At 41.2% G+C, this 20,758-nt stretch carries 15 protein-coding genes; 6 read left to right on the forward strand and 9 right to left on the reverse strand.

What is annotated here, in order from left to right:
• Positions 1 to 353: 353 nt before the first annotated feature.
• Positions 354 to 1,784, forward strand: a complete 1,431-nt coding sequence (gene sbcB / locus MNY66_RS09460) for an exodeoxyribonuclease I (RefSeq protein ID WP_241500734.1) — start codon at positions 354 to 356, stop codon at positions 1,782 to 1,784.
• A gap of 191 nt (positions 1,785 to 1,975) precedes the next feature.
• On the opposite strand, the gene dld is transcribed toward sbcB, so the two are convergent.
• The 8 genes from dld to yieE all read right to left on the reverse strand — a co-directional run bounded on the left by dld (position 1,976) and on the right by yieE (position 14,381).
• Positions 1,976 to 3,748 (reverse strand): D-lactate dehydrogenase, encoded by a 1,773-nt coding sequence (gene dld, locus MNY66_RS09465; RefSeq protein WP_241500735.1) that lies wholly within the window; start codon positions 3,746 to 3,748, stop codon positions 1,976 to 1,978.
• 206 nt (positions 3,749 to 3,954) lie between these two features.
• Entirely contained in the window at positions 3,955 to 5,343 is a 1,389-nt protein-coding gene (locus tag MNY66_RS09470; protein WP_047256959.1) for an APC family permease, read from the reverse strand.
• 622 nt (positions 5,344 to 5,965) lie between these two features.
• On the reverse strand, positions 5,966 to 7,996 hold the full coding sequence (locus MNY66_RS09480; protein WP_241500736.1) for a ligand-gated channel protein: 2,031 nt from the start codon (positions 7,994 to 7,996) through the stop codon (positions 5,966 to 5,968).
• Positions 7,997 to 8,472: 476 nt separating this feature from the next.
• Positions 8,473 to 9,261, reverse strand: a complete 789-nt coding sequence (locus tag MNY66_RS09485; RefSeq protein WP_047256961.1) for an ABC transporter ATP-binding protein — start codon at positions 9,259 to 9,261, stop codon at positions 8,473 to 8,475.
• Entirely contained in the window at positions 9,258 to 10,352 is a 1,095-nt protein-coding gene (locus MNY66_RS09490; protein WP_047256962.1) for a FecCD family ABC transporter permease, read from the reverse strand. The genes MNY66_RS09485 and MNY66_RS09490 overlap by 4 nt, the downstream gene beginning before the upstream one ends.
• 13 nt (positions 10,353 to 10,365) lie before the next feature.
• A complete protein-coding gene (locus MNY66_RS09495; RefSeq protein WP_156171062.1) occupies positions 10,366 to 11,478 on the reverse strand; it encodes an ABC transporter substrate-binding protein in 1,113 nt (370 codons plus the stop codon).
• A gap of 315 nt (positions 11,479 to 11,793) precedes the next feature.
• Entirely contained in the window at positions 11,794 to 13,281 is a 1,488-nt protein-coding gene (locus MNY66_RS09500) for an amino acid permease (protein ID WP_047256964.1), read from the reverse strand.
• A gap of 233 nt (positions 13,282 to 13,514) precedes the next feature.
• Complete coding sequence (yieE, locus tag MNY66_RS09505) at positions 13,515 to 14,381, reverse strand: DNA-binding transcriptional regulator YeiE (RefSeq protein WP_047256965.1); 867 nt, start codon at positions 14,379 to 14,381, stop codon at positions 13,515 to 13,517.
• A 269-nt stretch (positions 14,382 to 14,650) separates the two neighbouring features.
• On the opposite strand from yieE, the gene MNY66_RS09510 reads away from it, so the two are divergent.
• Positions 14,651 to 15,733, forward strand: a complete 1,083-nt coding sequence (locus MNY66_RS09510; protein ID WP_047256966.1) for a YeiH family protein — start codon at positions 14,651 to 14,653, stop codon at positions 15,731 to 15,733.
• A 114-nt stretch (positions 15,734 to 15,847) separates the two neighbouring features.
• On the forward strand, positions 15,848 to 16,690 hold the full coding sequence (gene nfo, locus MNY66_RS09515) for a deoxyribonuclease IV (protein ID WP_241500737.1): 843 nt from the start codon (positions 15,848 to 15,850) through the stop codon (positions 16,688 to 16,690).
• Between the two features lie 199 nt (positions 16,691 to 16,889).
• Here nfo and fruK read toward each other — a convergent pair whose 3' ends face one another.
• Positions 16,890 to 17,825 (reverse strand): 1-phosphofructokinase, encoded by a 936-nt coding sequence (gene fruK, locus MNY66_RS09520; protein WP_241500738.1) that lies wholly within the window; start codon positions 17,823 to 17,825, stop codon positions 16,890 to 16,892.
• Between the two features lie 215 nt (positions 17,826 to 18,040).
• Between fruK and MNY66_RS09525 the strand changes: the two genes are divergently transcribed.
• From MNY66_RS09525 to yeiP, 3 genes are all read left to right on the forward strand, one after another.
• Positions 18,041 to 18,466: a nucleotide triphosphate diphosphatase NUDT15 gene (locus MNY66_RS09525; protein WP_241500739.1), complete on the forward strand. Its 426-nt coding sequence runs from the start codon at positions 18,041 to 18,043 to the stop codon at positions 18,464 to 18,466.
• A 253-nt stretch (positions 18,467 to 18,719) separates the two neighbouring features.
• Positions 18,720 to 19,964, forward strand: coding sequence for a tryptophan permease (mtr, locus tag MNY66_RS09530; RefSeq protein ID WP_047256970.1), 1,245 nt, complete (start codon positions 18,720 to 18,722; stop codon positions 19,962 to 19,964).
• Positions 19,965 to 20,093: 129 nt separating this feature from the next.
• Positions 20,094 to 20,666 (forward strand): elongation factor P-like protein YeiP, encoded by a 573-nt coding sequence (gene yeiP, locus MNY66_RS09535; RefSeq protein ID WP_047256971.1) that lies wholly within the window; start codon positions 20,094 to 20,096, stop codon positions 20,664 to 20,666.
• Positions 20,667 to 20,758: the final 92 nt, after the last annotated feature.

The following is a 20,758-nucleotide window of genomic DNA, read 5'->3' on the forward strand; positions in this document are numbered from 1 at the left end:
ATTTAGTTATCGCCAATTAATACCAAGTTACAAAAATAGTTTATTTTTAATTTATCGTCCAACTATCTTTATCCCCTGCTGTATTCGATAAATCTATCTCGATCAATATCAAGAATAAATCTATTTTTATTCTAAAATAGGGATAATCTCAATTATTGAGTGGCTATTTCTCCCCGCGACTAAACAAAATTCCAGCAAAATTATTCTTATTTGTCAGGTACGGCAATTTCATATTTCAGCATATATGGTTTACCATAGAGAACAAAGATGGCTGATGCCGTCTCGCCGCTGAATATTTGCCGTATTTCACCACCAAGCGAAGATGAACAAACACAAGATGGACGAAAATAACTTTGAAAAATGATAAACAACAACCGAGCTTTTTCTTCCACGATTATGAAACTTTCGGGCAACATCCTGCATTAGATCGCCCCGCACAATTTGCTGGGGTGAGAACCGATTATGATTTTAATATTATTGAAGAGCCACACGTTTTTTATTGTGCGCCCACCGATGATTACCTGCCCCAACCCGAAGCTGTGATGATCACCGGAATTACGCCACAACTCGCCCGTGAAAAAGGCGTCAATGAAGCAGAGTTTACTCGCCGTATTCATCAGGCCTTTAGTCAGCCATCGACCTGTATTATTGGCTATAATAATATTCGCTTCGATGATGAAGTTACCAGGAATATTTTATATCGTAATTTTTACGACCCTTATGCTTATGCTTGGCAGCAAGGTAATTCGCGTTGGGATTTGATGGATGTTCTCCGTGCTTGCTTCGCCTTGCGTCCAGAGGGGGTTGAGTGGCCTGAAAATGATTTGGGACTGCCCAGCTTTCGCTTAGAGCATTTAACCGCCGCCAATGGAATTTTCCATGAGAATGCCCATGATGCGATGGCCGATGTGGATGCTACCATTGCGATGGCGAAGAAATTGAAAGCTGCCCAACCACGAATGTTTAATTATTTCTTTGAGTTAAGAAACAAAAATAAAGTTAGCCAGCTAATTGATATCGTTGATATGACTCCATTAGTTCATGTCTCAGGTATGTTTGGTGCTCAGCGTTCAAATATTAGTTTAGTCGCACCTTTGGCATGGCATCCAGATAATCGTAATGCAGTGATTATGTGCGATTTAATGGCAGATCTTAGCCCATTATTAACGCTAGATTCAGAAGCACTGCGCACCCGTTTATATACTCCGAGAGCCAATTTAGCCGCAGATGAATTGCCTGTTCCTATTAAATTAGTGCATATCAATAAATGTCCTATTTTAGCCCCTGAAAAAACCTTGCGAGCTCAAGATGCAGAAAGAACAGGGATTGATCGCGACCGCTGTGCTCAAAATCTGGAAATTTTAAAGCGGTACCCGGAGATCAGAAATAAGGTAATAGAACTGTTTGCTCAAGCAGAACCGTTCGCAGAATCAACTAACGTTGATGCGATGCTTTATTCAGGCTTTTTTAATCCTTCAGATCGCTCGGCGATGGATATTATCCGTAAAACGCTGCCACAAAATCTACCGGCTTTGGATTTAACCTTTGAAGATCCGCGTATGGAACCGCTATTTTTTCGCTATAAGGCGCGGAATTACCCCGGTATTTTATCACTGGAAGAACAACATCGCTGGGTAAACCATCGACGAGAAATCTTAACCGAAACAAATCTCAAAGCGTATATTGAAAAAATTAATCGTTTATTAGCTGAATATCAGCATGACGCTCAACGCTGTTTACAGCTAAAAGCCTTAGTTGACTATGCTGTTGAGATTGCCAGCTAGCTTGGCTCACACCTAGCTATTCCCACAGTAACAAGCCAAAGGCCGACTTCATATGTTGAGATTGAAGTCGGCCTTTGGTTTTTATTAGAGCTAAAATAAATCAATCAATGTGATATAAATATAAACCTCATTAGCTAAAGCTTAAATTAGCGACTGAGTAACCGCATCTCACATTCGCCAATCATCAATAATTACTCTTGATGTTCCTGAGATTGATGGGTTTGATCGGTTTGATGTAGCGTAGTACACCCACAATCTCCTTCCCAATTTTTACGTTTAGTGGTTTTACCAATCCCCGGATTCATCGTATTAGTCGGGTCGGCCTGTCGATAAAAAGCTTTAACTTGTGGCTGTGCTTGATACAAATGCCCCACATTGTGCTCAGCAGGATATTGAGCACCACGTGAATCTAGTAACTCGAGCATCTTTTGTTTCAGTTCTTTAAGATCAACGCCTTTTTTCACAATATAATCTTGGTGCATGACATGGCACATAAAATGGCCACAATACAATTTATTAACTAATAATTTTTCAATTTCTGGCGGTAGTTTTTCAAACCAATCACGATCATTACGGCGCAGCGCGATATCGAGCGGTAAAACATCTTCCACCTCGTTACTATGAACCGCGTGATAACGTACCGCTGCGCCTGCTGCTGCAAAGCGATGTAAAAAGGCTTTCGCTCCTTCTTCTGGGGTACATTCAAAATACCCCCCCTCGGCCTGAGCAAAGTAAGTTTTTAACCATGACTTCGCTTCGTCTATCCCGGAGCCCGCCATTTTTAACATCAAATGATGTTCATATTTATCACGAAACTCTTTCATACGGGGTGGCAAATGTGATGGCCATAATTTACTGAAAAATTGCAGCGTTCTATCCAAGAAATTAGCGGGTAGCAAGGGCAGTTTATTTAGCACCGCATCGACACGGCCTTTTAGAGTGAAAAATGCTGGCATTTTATCGGTACCAAGCTTATCAATCATCAAAAAGGTATCTTTGCCGTAGACTTCGGCAATATCAAAGCAATTGCGATGCATATATTCACCCGCCACAGGTAAGCTTTCAAAATTAGCTAAAATATGGCGACGAACGTCTTCTAATTCATCAGGATTATTAGAACCAATATAAAAAACTTGAGTTGAGGTATCTGCGGGGAAGGTATCTAAACGCACCGCAAAAACGGCTAATTTACCCGCACAGCCTGAAGCTTCAAATAAACGGCGTTCATCGGAGTTAAATCGTGATGGACTGTCTGCATCAACATCTCTGACACGCTGGGCATATTCATGATCAGAAGCCAGTTTTGAACTGGCTTGAACATCTTCACTGCGATAATGACGATTTTCAAGATTAGTTAAAATTTGTTCTGGGGTTTCACCCAGCTCAATACCCAGATGATTCACTAATTCAACTTGACCTTCATCGTTAACGCGTCCATACAGTGCTAGTTCAGTATACGCGGGACCTCGGCGTACTAGCGAGCCGCCCGAGCTATTACAAATACCGCCGATAACCGATGCACCTATGCAAGAAGATCCAATCAGTGAATGAGGCTCGCGACCTAACGGTTTCAGAATTTTTTCGAGATGGTATAAAGTGCTGCCCGGTAAAGCAACCACTTGGTTATGCTCGCCCAAAATTTGTATTTTATCTAATCGTAACGTACTAATAATCACAATATCGCGATCATAGTCATTACCTCTGGGTGTTGAGCCTTCGGTTAATCCCGTATTGGCAGCCTGCATCAACACGATTTTATCCGCTTCAACGCAGGCTTTAAACACCAGCCATTGCTCAAGTAATGTACTGGGAAAAACGACAGCCAGTGCATCCCCGAAACCGGAACGGAATCCTTTACGATAGCGTTCTGTTTTATGTGGCTCTGTCAGTAAATGTTTGTTACCGACAATATTTTTTAATGTAAGCAGTAATCGTTGATTTGCTGAACTTTTAACATCATTCATTATTATTTATTCCCATCCTGTTGATTGTCTTGGGATCTGTCTCTGCCTGCAGATTGATGGCTAATCACAAAATTATAATACGAGTTACAACTGATTAATAACACGTTAATTAACTTAGCAGAAAATAGCGAGGATGGGTATTTGGATAAAAAAAACAGCGCTCAAAGGCGCTGTTTTTAAATAAAACAATGCAGGTTAAGACTGAATTAACGCTCGTTCATCTGCGGCAATGGCTGACGGAAGCGGCGAGTAATAATCGCCATATAGGTGAAACCTATCGCTGCCCACGCTAACCCCAGCATCATCGAATTCTCTTCCAGATTAACCCACAGCACGCAGACAGTTAATGCCCCGATGATAGGTAAAATCAAATAGTTCACTTTATCCATCAGCGTTGCACTGCGACGCTCACGGAAATAGAACTGAGAAATAACCGACAAGTTAACGAAGGTAAAAGCAATCAATGCCCCAAAATTAATTAGCGCGGTCGCAATTTCCATATCGAACCAGATAGCACTCAACGCCAATACACCAACTAAAATAACGTTAAATGCCGGTGTACGCCATCTTGGGTGTACATAACCAAATGTTTTTTGAGGGAACACACCATCGCGGCCCATAACATACATTAGTCGAGATACCCCTGCGTGTGACGCCATACCCGAAGCCAGTACAGTAACGCAAGAGAAGACTAGAATGATTGACTGGAACAGCGCGCCTGCCACATACAGCATAATTTCAGGTTGTGACTCATTTGGATTAATAAAATGAGAAACATCAGGGAAATACAATTGTAAGAAGTAAGACACCGCGATAAAGATAATCCCACCAATAAGCGCTGTCAGGAAGATAGCTTTCGGGATCACATTACCGGCATTCGGAGTTTCTTCAGACAATGAACTGATGCCGTCAAAACCTAAGAATGAGAAGCACAGAATAGTCGCCCCGGTGATCATCGGCACTAAATGAGCATTCTCAGAGGTAAATGGTCGGAAGGACCACATCTCCCCTGCGCCCTCGCCTTTTGACAATCCATGGATTAAAAACCCAAGGAAAACAACCATTACTGCAACCTGAACGATAACAATAATCGTATTCAAGTTAGCCACCACGTTAATGCCACGCAGATTGGCAAGGGTCATCAAAATAACTAAACCGACCACAAAAATCCACGGCGCAACATTCGGGAAAATAGCTTCGAGATAAATTTTAGCCAGTAAGATATTGATCATCGGCATGAATAAATAATCCAATAACGACGACCAACCCACCATAAAGCCGATATGTGGGCTCATGGATTTTTGAGCATAAGTGTATGCGGAACCGGCTGATGGAAAACGTTTCACCAACTTACCGTAACTTATTGCTGTAAATAGGATAGCAATTAATGCAATCACATATGAAGAAGGAACATGACCATCAGTTTTCAAAGAAACCAGGCCAAAGGTGTCAAAAATCGTCATAGGCTGCAAATAGGCAAGCCCCATCATGACAACTTGTAATAGCGTCAAGGTTTTGGCGAGTTGGACACGATTATTTGCGCCAGTCTGGTTTTTACCAATGGCGACAGCATGAGTAGTGGTATTATTTGACATTAACGCGTCCTCCCATAACTTTCGATTTTGTCCTAATAATTCGACTCAACCGACAGTTACTGGGAAGACTTTGCATCTGCCTATAAGCAGAAAAGAAAGAAGTTAAAAAGTGGAATAGGTGATTAACAGAGCCAGTAGCTCCGTAGTCATCAATGCAGCTGTGGCCAATTGGCACAGGTGCTAATGCGAAAATGTACGCCATGTAAGCATCCCTCAACTCGGTAACTTTGTTTTTTATAAGCTACGCGTGTGTATCGTTTATCAATCCGGCCTGGTGTCCGGCCCCATAAAATGAATTAATGTAAAGCAAAAAAAAACCGATGCAGGAGTAATTTGCATCAGTTAATTTTAGATGGCGCATTTTGCCCACCCTCATCATAAATAGCAAGCATAAATCGTCGAAAATCCTAGATTTTTGATGATAATTTTTCATGCAAAATACAGATTAGCTATCGATAGCTTATAATTATATATATCCAATTGTTTTTAAACGGATTTTTATTCACCCTTAATCACAATTAATGAGCTACAAATGTTGCCCATTAATTACAATAAAAAAGCTTACATATCACTATCATGTAAGCTTTTTGTAATGTATTAAGTTATCGAACTCTTTCTAAGATTAAAAGTTATAGTTAACCCCAAAGTTATAACGACGACCATCCAGAATAATATCATTTGAATCTTTAGTTAAACGCTTATCAAAAATATTATACACGCCGCCGACCAGATTAACTTCTTTGGATAATTGATAGCTCAGCCCCATATCAACAAAAGTATACGATGGGCGCTGTTTAGACATCGATGTTCTGGACAAATATTCACTACTTCTACCATTGAAATTAACTCGGGTCCAACTTTGTAAGTCTTCAGTGGTCTGCCAAGTTAATGAGGCATTGGCCATATGTTTTGGCGTACGACTCAGCGGTTTACCTTTAAATTTACCGCTTTTTTGTTCAGAGTCAGAATAAGTATAGTTAGCTGCCAATGCTAGGTCAGTATTAATATCCCAATTTAATGTCAGCTCAGCTCCGCGTAAGTTGGCTTTATCAACGTTTTCGCGAGTACTGATAAATTTGTACGCGCTGCCATCATACATGCACTCACCACTGGCTATCGTCCCTGTCTTTTCATCATCATTTTTAGTAGAGTCAGTACATTGACGAATTTCCATAATTTTATCTTTAAATTCAGTGTTAAAGAAGGTAACACCAATATTTAAATCATCTTGGTTATTCCAGATAAAACCAATCTCTTCAGTAATACTTTTTTCAGGTTTTAAATCAGAATTACCAATGATCACCGCAGGAGCACCACCACCACCGGTAGATTGTCCCCAATTAGGAGCGATTTGACGTAATTCCGGGGAACGATAGCCGGTAGAAACCCCACCTTTGATAACCCACTCATCCGTCGCATGCCAAACACCGTACAAACGTGGTGTCCAATGAGAACCAAAATTTTCATCTTTGTCCATACGAATACCGCCAGTTAACGCGAAATCATTGGTCATCATCCATTCATCTTCAGCAAAGACTGCCCAACTCCAACGAGATAATTTATCCACATCTTTGGCTGAGGCTAATTGATTGCCTTTATCGCGTAAATCTTCATAGCGGTATTGTCCACCAAGGCTAACAGTATGATCACCAAGGTTAAATACCGTCTGATTTTTAGCTAAGGTATCGTTATATTCCATCTTACGGCTTGGATTTTTAGTTTCATCGCGCTGGACAAAAGTCTCCGTTGATCCCCACTCATATAACCCATTATGCGTGATAGCATAATTATTTTTCCGGTAAGTAGTTTTTGAATCATCGCAAGGTTTGGTTACTTTATTGGCGTCTTTTCCTGAGGTACACATCAACTCTATCGAGCGGCCAGCCAAACCATTTCGTTCTTGTTCATCATGTTTAAAATCAAAATCAAAAGTATTTTGCTCATCTGGCGTAAAGGTTAAGGTACTACCGATAGCACCAATTTTTTGTTCGCGATAACCACCAACAAATTTGTCTTCGCCACGTTTAGACAGCAATCCATTGACTTTTAAGCCGAGTAACCCATCGATTAATGGCCCAGAGGCATAAAAACTCCCCTGGCCTTGATTTCCTGAATCGCGGTGAGATTGAATAGTGGTATCTGCACGTAAACTACCGTGCCATTCTTTACCTACTTTGCGGGTAATAATATTGATCACTCCCCCCATCGCATCAGAGCCATATAGCGATGACATTGGGCCACGTACGACTTCAATGCGTTCTATCGACGGCAATGGTGGCAACCAGCCTTGTTCGATTCCTGAACCATCACTGTTTGGTCGGGTGCTACGAGTGTCCACACGTTTACCATCCACCATAATCATGGTGTATTTGGCATCCATACCACGAATACTAATATCCGTGCTACTGCCACCGCCCGTCACCTGTACGCCGGGAAGATCTTTCAAGGCATCTGTAACATCGCGATAGGCCTTATTTTCTAACTGTGCGCGAGTAACTACAGAAATCGAGGCCGGAGCATCTTCAATTTTCTGTTGGAAACCCGAGGCAGTGGTGACATAAATTGTATCTTCATTTTCAGCTGCATAAGCTGACGCGGCAGTTAAAGCAGTAATAATGCCTAATGCAATTTTTCTTTTCGTAAAAACAGCCATTCCCAATTCTCCGAGAGATAATATACCCGAGATTAATTAGCTTGCAGGCAATTGCCCTACGCCCTAAATAATGGGTATAGATTCTAATTAAATATATTTTCCGATGACATTAGCTCGGCTAATAAGGAATTAATATCCTTATTACATGTTATTATTATATTCAGTATAATTAGTGTGGATTTTATCTATCCGTTAAATAAATACCTTTATCACGTTTAATTATAAAAATAGATTTAATATTCCAGAGTTGTTATTTAATAAATAAGAAATAAATATGCATTAATACAAATATTATTATGGATTATTTTTATAATCCTTATTTTTACTATGATGATGCACGTTAGGGCTAACCTGAACACTACACTATCAGGCAGCCATAATGACTGAGCATAACATGCCACAGTCATTATTTAATAATATGCATATCTTTTTAAATCAACAAATTAAGCAAATTAGCCAATAATAGTGACACAAAACTAACTGACTAAATGACTGACTAATCCATCAATTAAAACTTGCGGAACCCCTTGAGAACAACGCTCTATGCGGCCTCTCACCCCATAAACTTGGGCTAGGCTTTCCGGTGTAATAACTTCTTCAGGTTCACCCTGCGCAATTAACTCGCCATTCTTTAACATCAAAATATGTTCAGCATGACGCAGCGCAATATTAATATCATGAACTACTACCACGGTAATAATATTACGGCGACGCGTTTCTTTAGCGACTAAATCCATAACATGATATTGATAATTTAGATCTAATGCACTCAATGGCTCATCTAATAATAATAGATTAGGCTGGCGAATTAATGATTGAGCTAAACCCACTAATTGTTTTTGCCCACCCGATAATTGATCTAAATAACATAAAGCTAAATGTTCAATACCCAATTGACGTAATAAATTCATGACTTGATCTTTGCTATCTTGATTACTCAAGCCGCCAGAAGCACGTTGAGCCACAATCACCGATTCTAAAACATATAAATGAACCCCCGCAGGCAATGTTTGTGGCAAGTACACCACATTCTGAGCCCGCTGAGCAAAATTTTGCTGAGTTAAATCCTGTCCATCTAACAGTAGTTCGCCGGTAGCTTTATTTAATCCAGCCAAAGAACGCAATAATGTTGATTTCCCACTGCCATTAGGGCCCAGCAAAACAGTGATTTTACCGCGCGGCAATGGCTGTGTAGTTAAATTATTAATCACCTGATGCTTAGGATAGCCTGCATTGAAATGATTAATCTGCAAACCACCAATCATGAAACATTACCTCTGTGACGTAAAATGATACTCAAGAAAAACGGAACGCCCACCAACGAAGTCACTATCCCTACAGGAATAATCACCCCAGGAATGATATTTTTCGAAGCTATTGAAGCCAATGACAAAATCACCGCGCCAATCAACGCACTTGCCGGTAAATAAAAACGATGATCTTCACCAAACATTAAACGCGCAATATGAGGGGCAACTAAGCCAATAAATGCGATCGGGCCGACAAATGCCACCGCTAATGCCGATAAAATACTAATACGTAATAACGTACCTAAGCGTAAACGACGCACATCAATACCGAAACTAATCGCCCTATCTTCCCCTAAACGTAATGCGGTTAATTTCCACGAATTGAGCATCGATATTGGGAAAATAATCAATAATGCCAGCGCCATCACGCCGAGTTTGATCCACGTCGCTTTTGTTAAGCTGCCCATGGTCCAAAAAACTAGCCCTTGTAAAGTATCTTCTGTAGCAATAAATTGCATCATTGAGACTAAGGCGTTAAAGGTAAATACTAATGCGATACCAAACAACACCACACCGGAGGTCGCAACGCCCGTCCAGCGAGTCACGCCATCCAGCATTAATGCCGCAATTAAGGCAAAAATAAAAGCATTCGCCGAAATAAACCATTGATCAGGCACACCCGGAATGCCAATCCCGGAGACAATCGCCAACGCCGCACCAAAAGCCGCTGCATTAGAAACCCCCAGTGTAAAAGGGCTGGCTAGCGGATTATTCAGGATAGTTTGCATTTCTGCACCTGCTAATCCTAGCGCCATGCCAATAACTACCGCCATTAAGGCATAAGGCAAGCGAATATCCCACACGATAACCCGGGTTCCTGCGTCAACTGAAGCCGGCGAGGTCAGCGTTTGCCACAACTTTTCCAGCGACAGTCCTGAAGGTCCTAGGGTGAAATCAATCATCAGCGACAGTACGATAAAAGCAATAATCAACAGCATCCATACCAATCGACGGCGTAGCAGTTGACGATAATGACTTTTAATACCTTGTTCATGCTCTTCAACCGTCGATTTTATCGGGGCTAAAGGTTCAGTGGTGATACTCATGATAATTACCTAATTACTTTTCGCTTACCCAATAGATGCCTGTCGGTTCGACCGCCAAGAATTTACTGTGTAGCTCTTCGAGTGTTTTTTGTGGATCGAGGGTCGAAAATTGCTCAGGATAGAACCACTTAGCAAAAACTTGGGTCGCTATCACGTTATAAGGGGAGTTATAATAATTATGCCAAATGGCATAGTCACGCCCGTCTTTTACCGCTGATAATGAGCTAATTCCTTTACGCTCAGTGATTTTTTTCAGACTGGTTTTCGCGGCATCAGCCGTACTTTGCGCCCCAAGCTGTACGCCAGCCTCTTTGCTGCCCGGAGCCTTTGCACCAGTCACAATGTAAATTGAAGGATCTTCAGCGATCACTTTTTCTAAATTAATTGAGCCTAACGGTCCCGGTAATACATGTTTAGCGATATTTTTTCCGCCCGCTAAATCAATGAAATTACCAAGATTGCCATTGCCAGCGGTAGAACAGCAATCTTCAAATGATCCCGCACGTAAATCAATAAATACAGTCGGTTTTTTATCTTCTGCTATTTTCGCGGTGATATTGGTTACTCTATCTTGTTGCTGTTGATAAAACTCAGCAAACTGTTGCGCTTTTTGTTCACGGTTAAGCGCTTTACCCAGAATATTCATGCTAGGTAAGGTATTTTTAAGTGGTTCATTACGGAAATCGACAAATACTACCGGGATGCCGGCTTTTTCTAACTGCCCGACTAGTTCACTATTTTTACCCGGACCATGGCCTGATAAACCAAAAATCGCGACATCTGGGTTTAGAGTCAGCACTTTCTCTGAGCTAACACTGTCTGCACTGGTGCCACCAATCAATGGAATATTGTCAATCTCTGGGAATTTATCGCGATAAACAGCATAAGTTTGGGGATCAAGCTTACGTAAATCACCTTGCCATCCTACTATGCGAGATAATGGTTTATCACCTTCTAATAGCGCGACGGCACTAAATAAACGCCCCTCACCTAACAAGATGCGGTTTACATTATCAGGAACTTCCACGGTGCGGCCTGCCGCATCAACAACGGTGGTTGCCCACGCAGTAACGCTGGCAAATAAACCAGCGCCAGCCAATAATGCAACACTGATAGTCTTAGTGATAGGGGTTAAATGTCGTCTCACGGAATACGCTCTCTTTTGCCTGAAAACAAAGTGCCCTAACAATAAAGCAAATAATAATACTTATCAATACGATTGGCGTCATAAATCAGTAGAGAGTGCATAAATGTGAGGCTTATTGTTGTTTTTTATCCTCTTTTACCTCGATTTAGCCGAATAAATAATCAACCGCATACAGACTATAATCGGCCTAAAATACCTTTTACTCCTCTAAAAATATTTTATCTCAATATAAAAAAAACCCCTGATGAGATCTCAGGGGGTTTTTTGTATCACCGAGTAACGCTAAAAAAGGCTCTATTTATCCAAGTTTTCTTGGTAGGTAGGGAAATCCATCTCTTTGTAGCGGACAATCCGAGTTTTCTTCACCGCTTTATAACCAAACCAAATAACTAAAAATAATGGTAATCCAATATAAGTGGCTACTGCCCCTACCCAGTCAATTTTATCTTCCAAAAACGCCTGATAGTTTTGCCCTAAAGTGATCACTAAGCACAGAACAAAGGCAAAAATAGGTCCGATAGGGAAAAAACCTGAGCGATAAGGTAAGTCATTCAAATCTTTACCCTGAGCCACATAGCCGCGACGGAAGCGGTAATGGCTAATCGCAATCCCCAGCCAAGCAATAAAGCCGGTCATACCCGACGTATTTAATAACCATAAGTAAACCGTTTTATCGTCGCCTAGTGAACTGACAAAACATAAACTAGCAACTACCGTAGTCGCTATCAGTGCGTAACGTGGTACGCCGCCTTTCGATAGACGAGAGAAAATACGTGGCGCTTTACCTTCTTTTGCCAAGGTATACAGCATACGCGTTGATGCATACATACCAGAGTTACCCGCCGATAATACCGCGGTTAAGATAACTGCATTCATCACCGCCGCTGCTGACAGTAACCCGGCATTTTGAAATACTAAGGTAAATGGACTAACGCTAATATCACTTACATCATTACGCAATAAATTGGGGTCGGTATAAGGAATAATTAAGCTGATAATCAAAATAGCAAAAATATAAAATAATAAGATACGCCAAAAGACTTTACGTACCGCTTTAGGAATATTTTTAGCCGGATCTTTTGATTCTCCAGCTGCAATACCGATTAATTCAGTACCTTGGAACGAGAATCCGACAATCATTGCCACACCAATCATCGAAGCAAAACCGCCAACAAACGGAGCATCTCCCAAGGTCCAATTATGCCAACCAGCATCTTCAGCCCCCTCCATGATGCCAAAAATCATCATAACACCCACGATAATAAAGATAATAACCGTAGTAACTTTAATCAGAGAGAACCAATATTCTGCTTCGCCGAAGCCTTTGACTGAAATATAATTGAGCAAGAAAATAATCGCTAAAAATAGCGCACTCCAAATCCAGCCCGGAGTATCTGGAAACCAATAGGTCATCACTAATTGTGCGGCAACTAAGTCAACTGCGATAGTTACTGCCCAGTTATACCAATAGTTCCAGCCTAAGGCGAAACCAAAGCCTTCATCGACATATTTGGCACCATAGGTCGCAAAAGAGCCAGAAACGGGCATATATGCGGCTAATTCGCCCAGACTGGTCATTAAAAAATAGACCATTAAGCCGATAATCGCATACGAAAGTAATGCACCGCCGGGCCCAGCTTCTGCCACAGTTGCACCGGAGGCAACAAATAATCCGGTACCAATTGAGCCGCCAATCGCTATCATAGCGAGATGTCGTGATTTTAATTCTCGACGTAATCTTTGCGGACCGGGTTGCGCTCCGCTGGTTGGTTGTTCTGACATCAGTATCCTGTTTTTCTTTTTCTAACTAATAATGCCGCGATTCTAGCAAAACATTCTGACGAGTCTAAGAAACTTAGCCCTGTTATAAGATACCTTCATGATCGCGCGGAAATTATTAGTAAAACCATCATAACTACCGTCTGTTTTGCACAAAATATAGCCAGCGAGCTGTAAATGCCAACGCTCTTCCTTTATAAAAGGAGATAACTATCGATTGATTAAGCGCATGAAAGTTATTCACGGCAATAACTTAATAAATTACTGATACCATTAGAGAGATGTTTTTGACGATGATAAATCAAATACAGGGTGCGAGATAATTGCAATCCGGGCACGGTTAATTCCACCAGCGATCCATTAGTCAGTTGTTCAGCAATAACTCGGCGAGATAAACAACTGATGCCCATACCATAACGCACTGCATGTTTAATCGCTTCTGAGTTACCTAGCTCCATTAATATATGAAAACCCGGTAATTGGGCGAATAATAGTTGATCTAGCACATCTCGCGTACCCGAGCCGCGTTCGCGCAAAATCCATGATGCCTGTTTTAAATCTTCTAAGCTAATCGTTGTATTGGCTAATGGATTCGACGGTGCAGCAAATATAACCAATTCATCTTTTAGCCACGGCTGAGTGATTAATTCGGGGCTATGGCATGCCCCCTCAATTAAACCCACATCCACCCGAAATTCCAATACTGCACGGATCACCTCTTCCGTATTACTAATATTCAATTCTAAGGGGATATCAGGATGATCATGACGGTAATGAGCTAACATTTCTGGCAGCATATAATTACCGATAGTGGTACTAGCCGCTAGGCGTACTGCCCCCATCTCTTTTTTAAATAATTGTTCAACTTCAAAAGCTTGCTCTAATAATGCTAACGCTTTGGGATACAATAAGCGGCCATGCTCATTGGTCACTAGCCGCTTACCTACCCTATCAAACAATTGCACGCCTAACTGACCTTCTAAATCCGTCAAGGAGGCACTTACTGCTGATTGTGATAGTGCCAGTGATTGCGAAGCTTGCGTTGTAGAGCCACTTTTTAATACTTCAGTAAAAACTTCCAGCTGCCTGAGTGTAATACGCATAATTGCCCGCTCCGCTTATAGTTCATCCATTTGTAATAATAATGTTAATATTAGCTATTTATCACTAAGTTACAAACATTTAGTTAATAATCTATTTTATCGATTGATTATACTAGAATAATCAATTTATCTTATTAGTGATTTTGTTATATGCTTATTCCTAAATCACATATACCCTTAAGTTGATATCTGTAGGTAATTAAATAACGTTAAATTTATCGATGAATATCAATGTAATTAACCGTTATAAGCATAACGAGAGACCAACTATGACAGAGCTAAAAACTAAAATACCGGCAACGGCCTCAAGATTATCCGCGGTGTTCGCTCTGATCCCCGGATTGATCTTAGCGGCAATTCTTACCGCTATCGCAATTTATCTTGGCGATCTAAATTGGTTTTCTAATGTCGGATTAGGGGCATTGACCTTGGCGATTTTGCTAGGGATCATCGTGGGTAACAGTTTTTACACCCAAGTAAAACCAGTGTGTGAAGACGGGATAAAATTTGCTAAACATTATTTACTGCGTGCAGGGATTATTTTATACGGTTTTCGCCTTACATTTCAGCAAATTACCGATGTCGGCGCTACCGGCTTATTGATTGATGCCTTAACATTAACTTCAACATTTTTGATTGCACTATGGTTAGGCCGCAAAGTGTTTAAGCTGGATGAACAAACTACCTTATTAATTGGTGCTGGCAGCAGCATTTGTGGCGCAGCCGCAGTTATGGCAGCCGAACCCGTAGTAAAAGCGGAAGCCAGCAAGGTCGCTGTCGCGGTATCTACCGTAGTTATTTTCGGCACAATTGCTATCTTCGTTTATCCTTGGTTATACCAATTAAATGCCTATTTAGATTGGTTACCAGCTAGCCAAGAAACCTTTGGGATTTTTGCTGGTTCCACGGTACACGAAGTCGCTCAAGTTGTGGCGATTGGACATGCTGTGGGTACCGAGGCTGAAAATGCCGCAGTGATCACTAAAATGATCCGTGTGATGATGCTGGCACCGTTTTTAATCATCTTATCGGCATATTTGAGTCGTAAACAACAAACTCATGCCGGAGAGCCTCAACAGAGAAAAATTACAATTCCTTGGTTTGCGGTAATTTTTATCTTAATGGCTGCATTTAACTCATTTAATTTATTACCGGCAATAGTAGTTCAATACATTATTAGTTTAGATACCATATTATTAGCTATGGCAATGGTGGCATTAGGATTAACCACCCATGTTAGTGCCATCCGCCAAGCCGGTGTTAAACCGATTTTAATGGCATTAATCCTGTTCTTTTGGTTGATTATTGGCGGCTTAGCGATTAATGGGGCAATTCAATATCTGTTTAGCTGATCGTGACAATAGCCCGAAATTCAATCATCTATCTCGGCTGGGATCTCAATGGTTCCAGCCGATTTCATTTATTCAACTTATAATGGCATACTGTCGAAAAATAAGGAGTGAATGATGAAATACGTTGGAGCACATGTTAGCGCTGCGGGGGGAGTTGATCAGGCCGTGATCCGCGCTCATGAGATTAATGCAACCGCTTTTGCGTTGTTCACCAAGAATCAACGCCAATGGAAAGCCGCGGAATTAAAACCAGAAATCATTGAAAGTTTTAAACAAAACTGTCAAAAACACGGTTTTGGTAAACAGCAGATTTTACCGCATGATAGCTATTTAATTAATTTAGGGCATCCCGAAGCCGAAGCATTAGAAAAATCACGCCTGGCCTTTATCGATGAAATTCAACGCTGTGAGCAATTAGGTATTGGGTTATTGAATTTCCACCCCGGCAGCCATTTGCATAAAATTGATATCGATGCCTGCTTAGCGCGGATAGCGGAATCAATCAACATTGCATTAGATAAAACCGAGGGAGTTACCGCAGTCATCGAAAATACAGCTGGGCAAGGAACTAATTTAGGATTCAAATTTGAGCATCTGGCTGCGATTATAGATAAAGTAGAAGATAAACAACGTGTTGGAGTATGTATCGATACTTGTCATGCGTTTGCTGCGGGCTATGATCTGCGTACTGTCGAAAATTGTGAACTTACTTTCCAGCAATTTTCTGACATTGTCGGCTTCGAGTATCTCAAAGCTATGCATTTAAATGATGCAAAAAGTGAATATGCCAGCCGAGTTGATCGCCATCACAGCTTAGGAATGGGCAATATTGGCCATACGCCTTTTCGCTATATTATGCAGGATGCTCGGTTTGACCATATTCCGCTTATTTTAGAAACTATTAATCCGGATATTTGGCCAGAAGAAATTGCCTGGCTAAAAGCACAACAAGCTTGAAATAGGGGCTATTGATTAATAGCTCTCCTATTCTTGACTCAATAATTCAATTTTATCTTATACCAAAGCCCGATCACAATGAAGTGTCCCTCTTGACGGAATCAAGCTGATCAGGCTTTTTAATTTTCAGCACATAATCCAGCAATAAATTGATTTAATTAATAAATAATAGCTCGCCGAATACTAATCTAATATATGACTAAATCGATTGCAGTGTGATTTTATTCATCATTTCAGCGAGTTTGTTGCGATTGGTTAAACCGACATCAGGCTGCGACACAGAAAGCGCAGAAATCGCGGTTGCCATACGCAAAGTATGTGAGCTGGTTTCGCCATTTAGTAGGCCATAAGCCAGCCCTGCAACCATTGAGTCTCCCGCCCCCACCGTGCTTATTACCTCACAATGTGGCGGTTTAGCTAGCCAAGAACCCGAAGCATTCACCCACAATGCCCCCTCTTCGCCCAGCGAAATGACCACATGAGCAATACCTTTATCGCGCAATTCATGAGCCGCGGCAATTACATCTTTTAATTCGGGTAATTTGCGTCCTGCCCACATTTCTAATTCGTGGCGATTCGGTTTCACTAACCACGGAGAAGCTTGTAAGCCAGCTGTTAAGGCCTCACGGCTGCTGTCAAAAATAATGCATGGGCACAATTGACGTAGTTTAGTCATCCAACGGGTAAAATCAGCTAAATCAACCCCTTTCGGTAGACTACCGCTCACAATCACCATATCGAAATGCCCTAACCAACTGAGTGATTCACTAGAGAATCGATTCCAATCTTCTTTGCTGATTTCAAACCCTGAAAAATTAAAATCGGTGGAGTCGCTATTTTTCTCGGTTAACTTGACGTTAATCCGAGTACGGCCGGGGACTATATAAAAACGGTTAGCCATACCATTTTCACTAAAAAAGTGTTGGAATTCTTCTTGGTTCTCTTTGCCCATAAAGCCGCTAACCGTGATATCAACGCCGAGATCACGCAATACTTTGGCAACATTGATCCCCTTGCCCCCTGAATTTAAGCTAGCGGTTCTAACCAAATTCACTTCACCCACTTCAATTTCAGGACAAAGCCCAATGAGATCATAGGCAGGATTTAATGTAATTGTAGCAACGCGGCGGGTCATAACCGGAATTCTCCATTTTTAGCAGATTACAGCAATACAAAGTTATTGATTAATGACCAGTTTTTAGTAAATAGTTATCAGCCAATCATTAACAGTAAATAATTTCCTACAAATTATAGTTATATCATTAAAAACACAATTACCTCAGTGATATTTCGCGCTGAGCAATGCTATTCTAGCGCTACCCATTTAATCAACAGAAAAGAGAACAACACATGTCAGTCGTCGTCGGTATTGGCGTCATTATTAGTAATCATCAAGGAAAAATATTAGTAGGAAAACGCAGCAGTAAACATGCTCCTTACTGGTCTATTTTCGGCGGTCACCTTGAAGCGGGTGAAACCTTTGAAGCCGGTGCTATCCGCGAAATCGCCGAAGAAATTGGCATTCAGATTACCGCTCCTCACGTTTTCGGCCTATCAAATAATCTAAAAACTTATCAAGAAGAAGGTAAACATACCGTTTCTGTATGTTTACATGCGGAATATACTGGGAAACCAGCGCCACAAATTATGGAACCGGAGAAATGCGCTCAGCTAATGTGGGTCGATCCCAATAATTTACCAGAGCCACATTTTGAAGCCAGTCGTACTGCAATTGCACTTTGGCAACAGGGTCAATTCTATTGCGCCTCACGTTAATCAACGCTCCAGCTATTATCTAGCTACAAATTGCCTAACCGCTGCTTTACAACAATCACTTGCCCTATAACTGGCCAAAAATTATATAGGGCAAGTTTTATCATGCATCCTTTATATATCATATCGCGACATTATTAGAGTATATTGACTAAGTGAACATAATTTATCCGATTAAGAATATTATTAGTTTACATTAATATATCTTACTTGTATCATTGAGCTAGTACAAAGAAACGGATAATCAGGAGTCCACATGTCAGCTGACGTAATGACACAGCTAAAACGCCCTTCCGTCATTGGAGGTGCAATGATAATTGCAGGTACCGCTGTCGGTGCCGGTATGTTTTCAATCCCTATTGTTACTTCTGGTGTCTGGTTTACCGGCTCAATCATACTGCTTATTTATACTTGGGCCTGTATGTTCTTTTCCGGATTAATGATCCTCGAAGCGAATATGAACTATCCGGCAGGTGCCAGTTTTCATACTATGGTCAAAGACTTACTTGGGCCGGTATGGAATAGCATTAATGGATTATCCATCACTTTTGTGTTGTATATTTTAACCTATGCCTATATTTCTGCCGGTAGCTCAATTATCACTCATAATCTGGCGACGGTATTTCCGGTTTCCCAAATGGTTGCTGGATTAGCCTTTTCAATATTAGTGGCTTTTTTTGTATGGTTATCAACCCGCGCCGTCGACAGGCTAAGCACCATCTTAATTGGCGGCATGGTAATCACCTTTATTCTCTCGGTCGGTGGAATGTTTACTCAAGTTTCACCGGCGATTTTATTTAATCAAAGCGCGGGGGCTGATACTCAATACCTGCCTTTTGCTTTAGCCGCATTACCGTATTTATTAGCCTCTTTTGGCTACCACGGCAATGTTCCTGGGCTAGTTAAATATTACCGCAAAGACAGTAAATCGGTGGTTCGCAGCTTATTTATTGGTACTTTAATCGCACTGGTGATTTATATCCTGTGGCAGTATGTGATTCAAGGGAATATATCTCGTGATTCATTCAAATTAATTATTGCTGAAGGCGGCAATATTGATGCATTATTACGCCAAATGGACACCTCCACTGGCAATAGTACAGTCTCTAAATTTTTAACCTTGTTCTCCTATATGGCGCTCGCGAGCTCATTTTTAGGCGTAACACTAGGATTATTCGACTATTTAGCAGACTTCTTTAAATTCAAAGACAATGGCTCTGGACGCTTTAAATCGGCCGTCGTGACTTTTTTACCCCCGACTGTATTGGCTTTGCTGCTACCAAATGGTTTCTTATATGCGATAGGTTTTGCAGGATTAGCAGCGACGGTATGGGCGGTAATTGTACCAGCAATGATGGCGAAGGCTTGCCGTAAGCGCTTTCCAAACAGTCCTTATCGCGCTCCGGGTGGACATTTTTTAATTGGCTTTGTGATCTTATTCGGAGTGATTAACGCCGTCGCCCATATCCTTTCTCTGTTTAATTTATTACCTGTTTTTTAAGCAAGATTATCCTCAGTCAATTGACTGGGGATTATTCTGCAATAAAAATGCGTTTCTATCTTGCCTAATTCGCTGTCTGCGAGTAATTTTGTCGCCACATTTTGACTGTATCAAGAGAGAGAGTAAATTATGGCCAAAGCCAATGAAATCAAACGCGGCAGTGCTGTCAATTACAACGGCAAATTATTATTGGTGAAAGATATCGACATTCAATCACCAAGCGCCCGTGGTGCTAGCACACTGTATAAAATGCGTTTTACTGATGTCAAAACAGGGCAAAAAGTAGAAGAGCGTTTTAAAGGAGATGATATTTTAGATACCATCTCCTTAACTCGTCGGCCCATCACCTTTTCATACATTGATGGTGATGAATATGTATTTATGGACGTTGAAGATTATACGCCATATACCTTCAAAAAAGAGGAAATTGAAGAGGAGCTGCTATTCATTCCAGAAGATGGTCTGCCTGGCATGCAAGTGCTCACCATGGATGGTCAAGTTTTGGCCTTAGAGTTGCCACAAACTGTGGATATGGTGATTGTAGAAACCACGCCAAGTATCAAAGGGGCTTCTGCCAGTGCACGGACTAAACCGGCTACCCTGCCTACAGGTTTGGTCGTTCAAGTCCCTGAATATTTAAGCTCGGGCGAAAAAATCCGTATTCATATTGCAGAACGTCGTTATATGGGGCGCAGCGATTAATTGATCGCTATTATAGTGAAATCCACTATATTTGACCTGAATCTGTGACTCCTATGGGCTTATGCCCATAGGCTGCTATGGAGTTTACTCAG

Source organism: Moellerella wisconsensis (genome assembly GCF_022592395.1).
GTDB lineage: Bacteria > Pseudomonadota > Gammaproteobacteria > Enterobacterales > Enterobacteriaceae > Moellerella > Moellerella wisconsensis.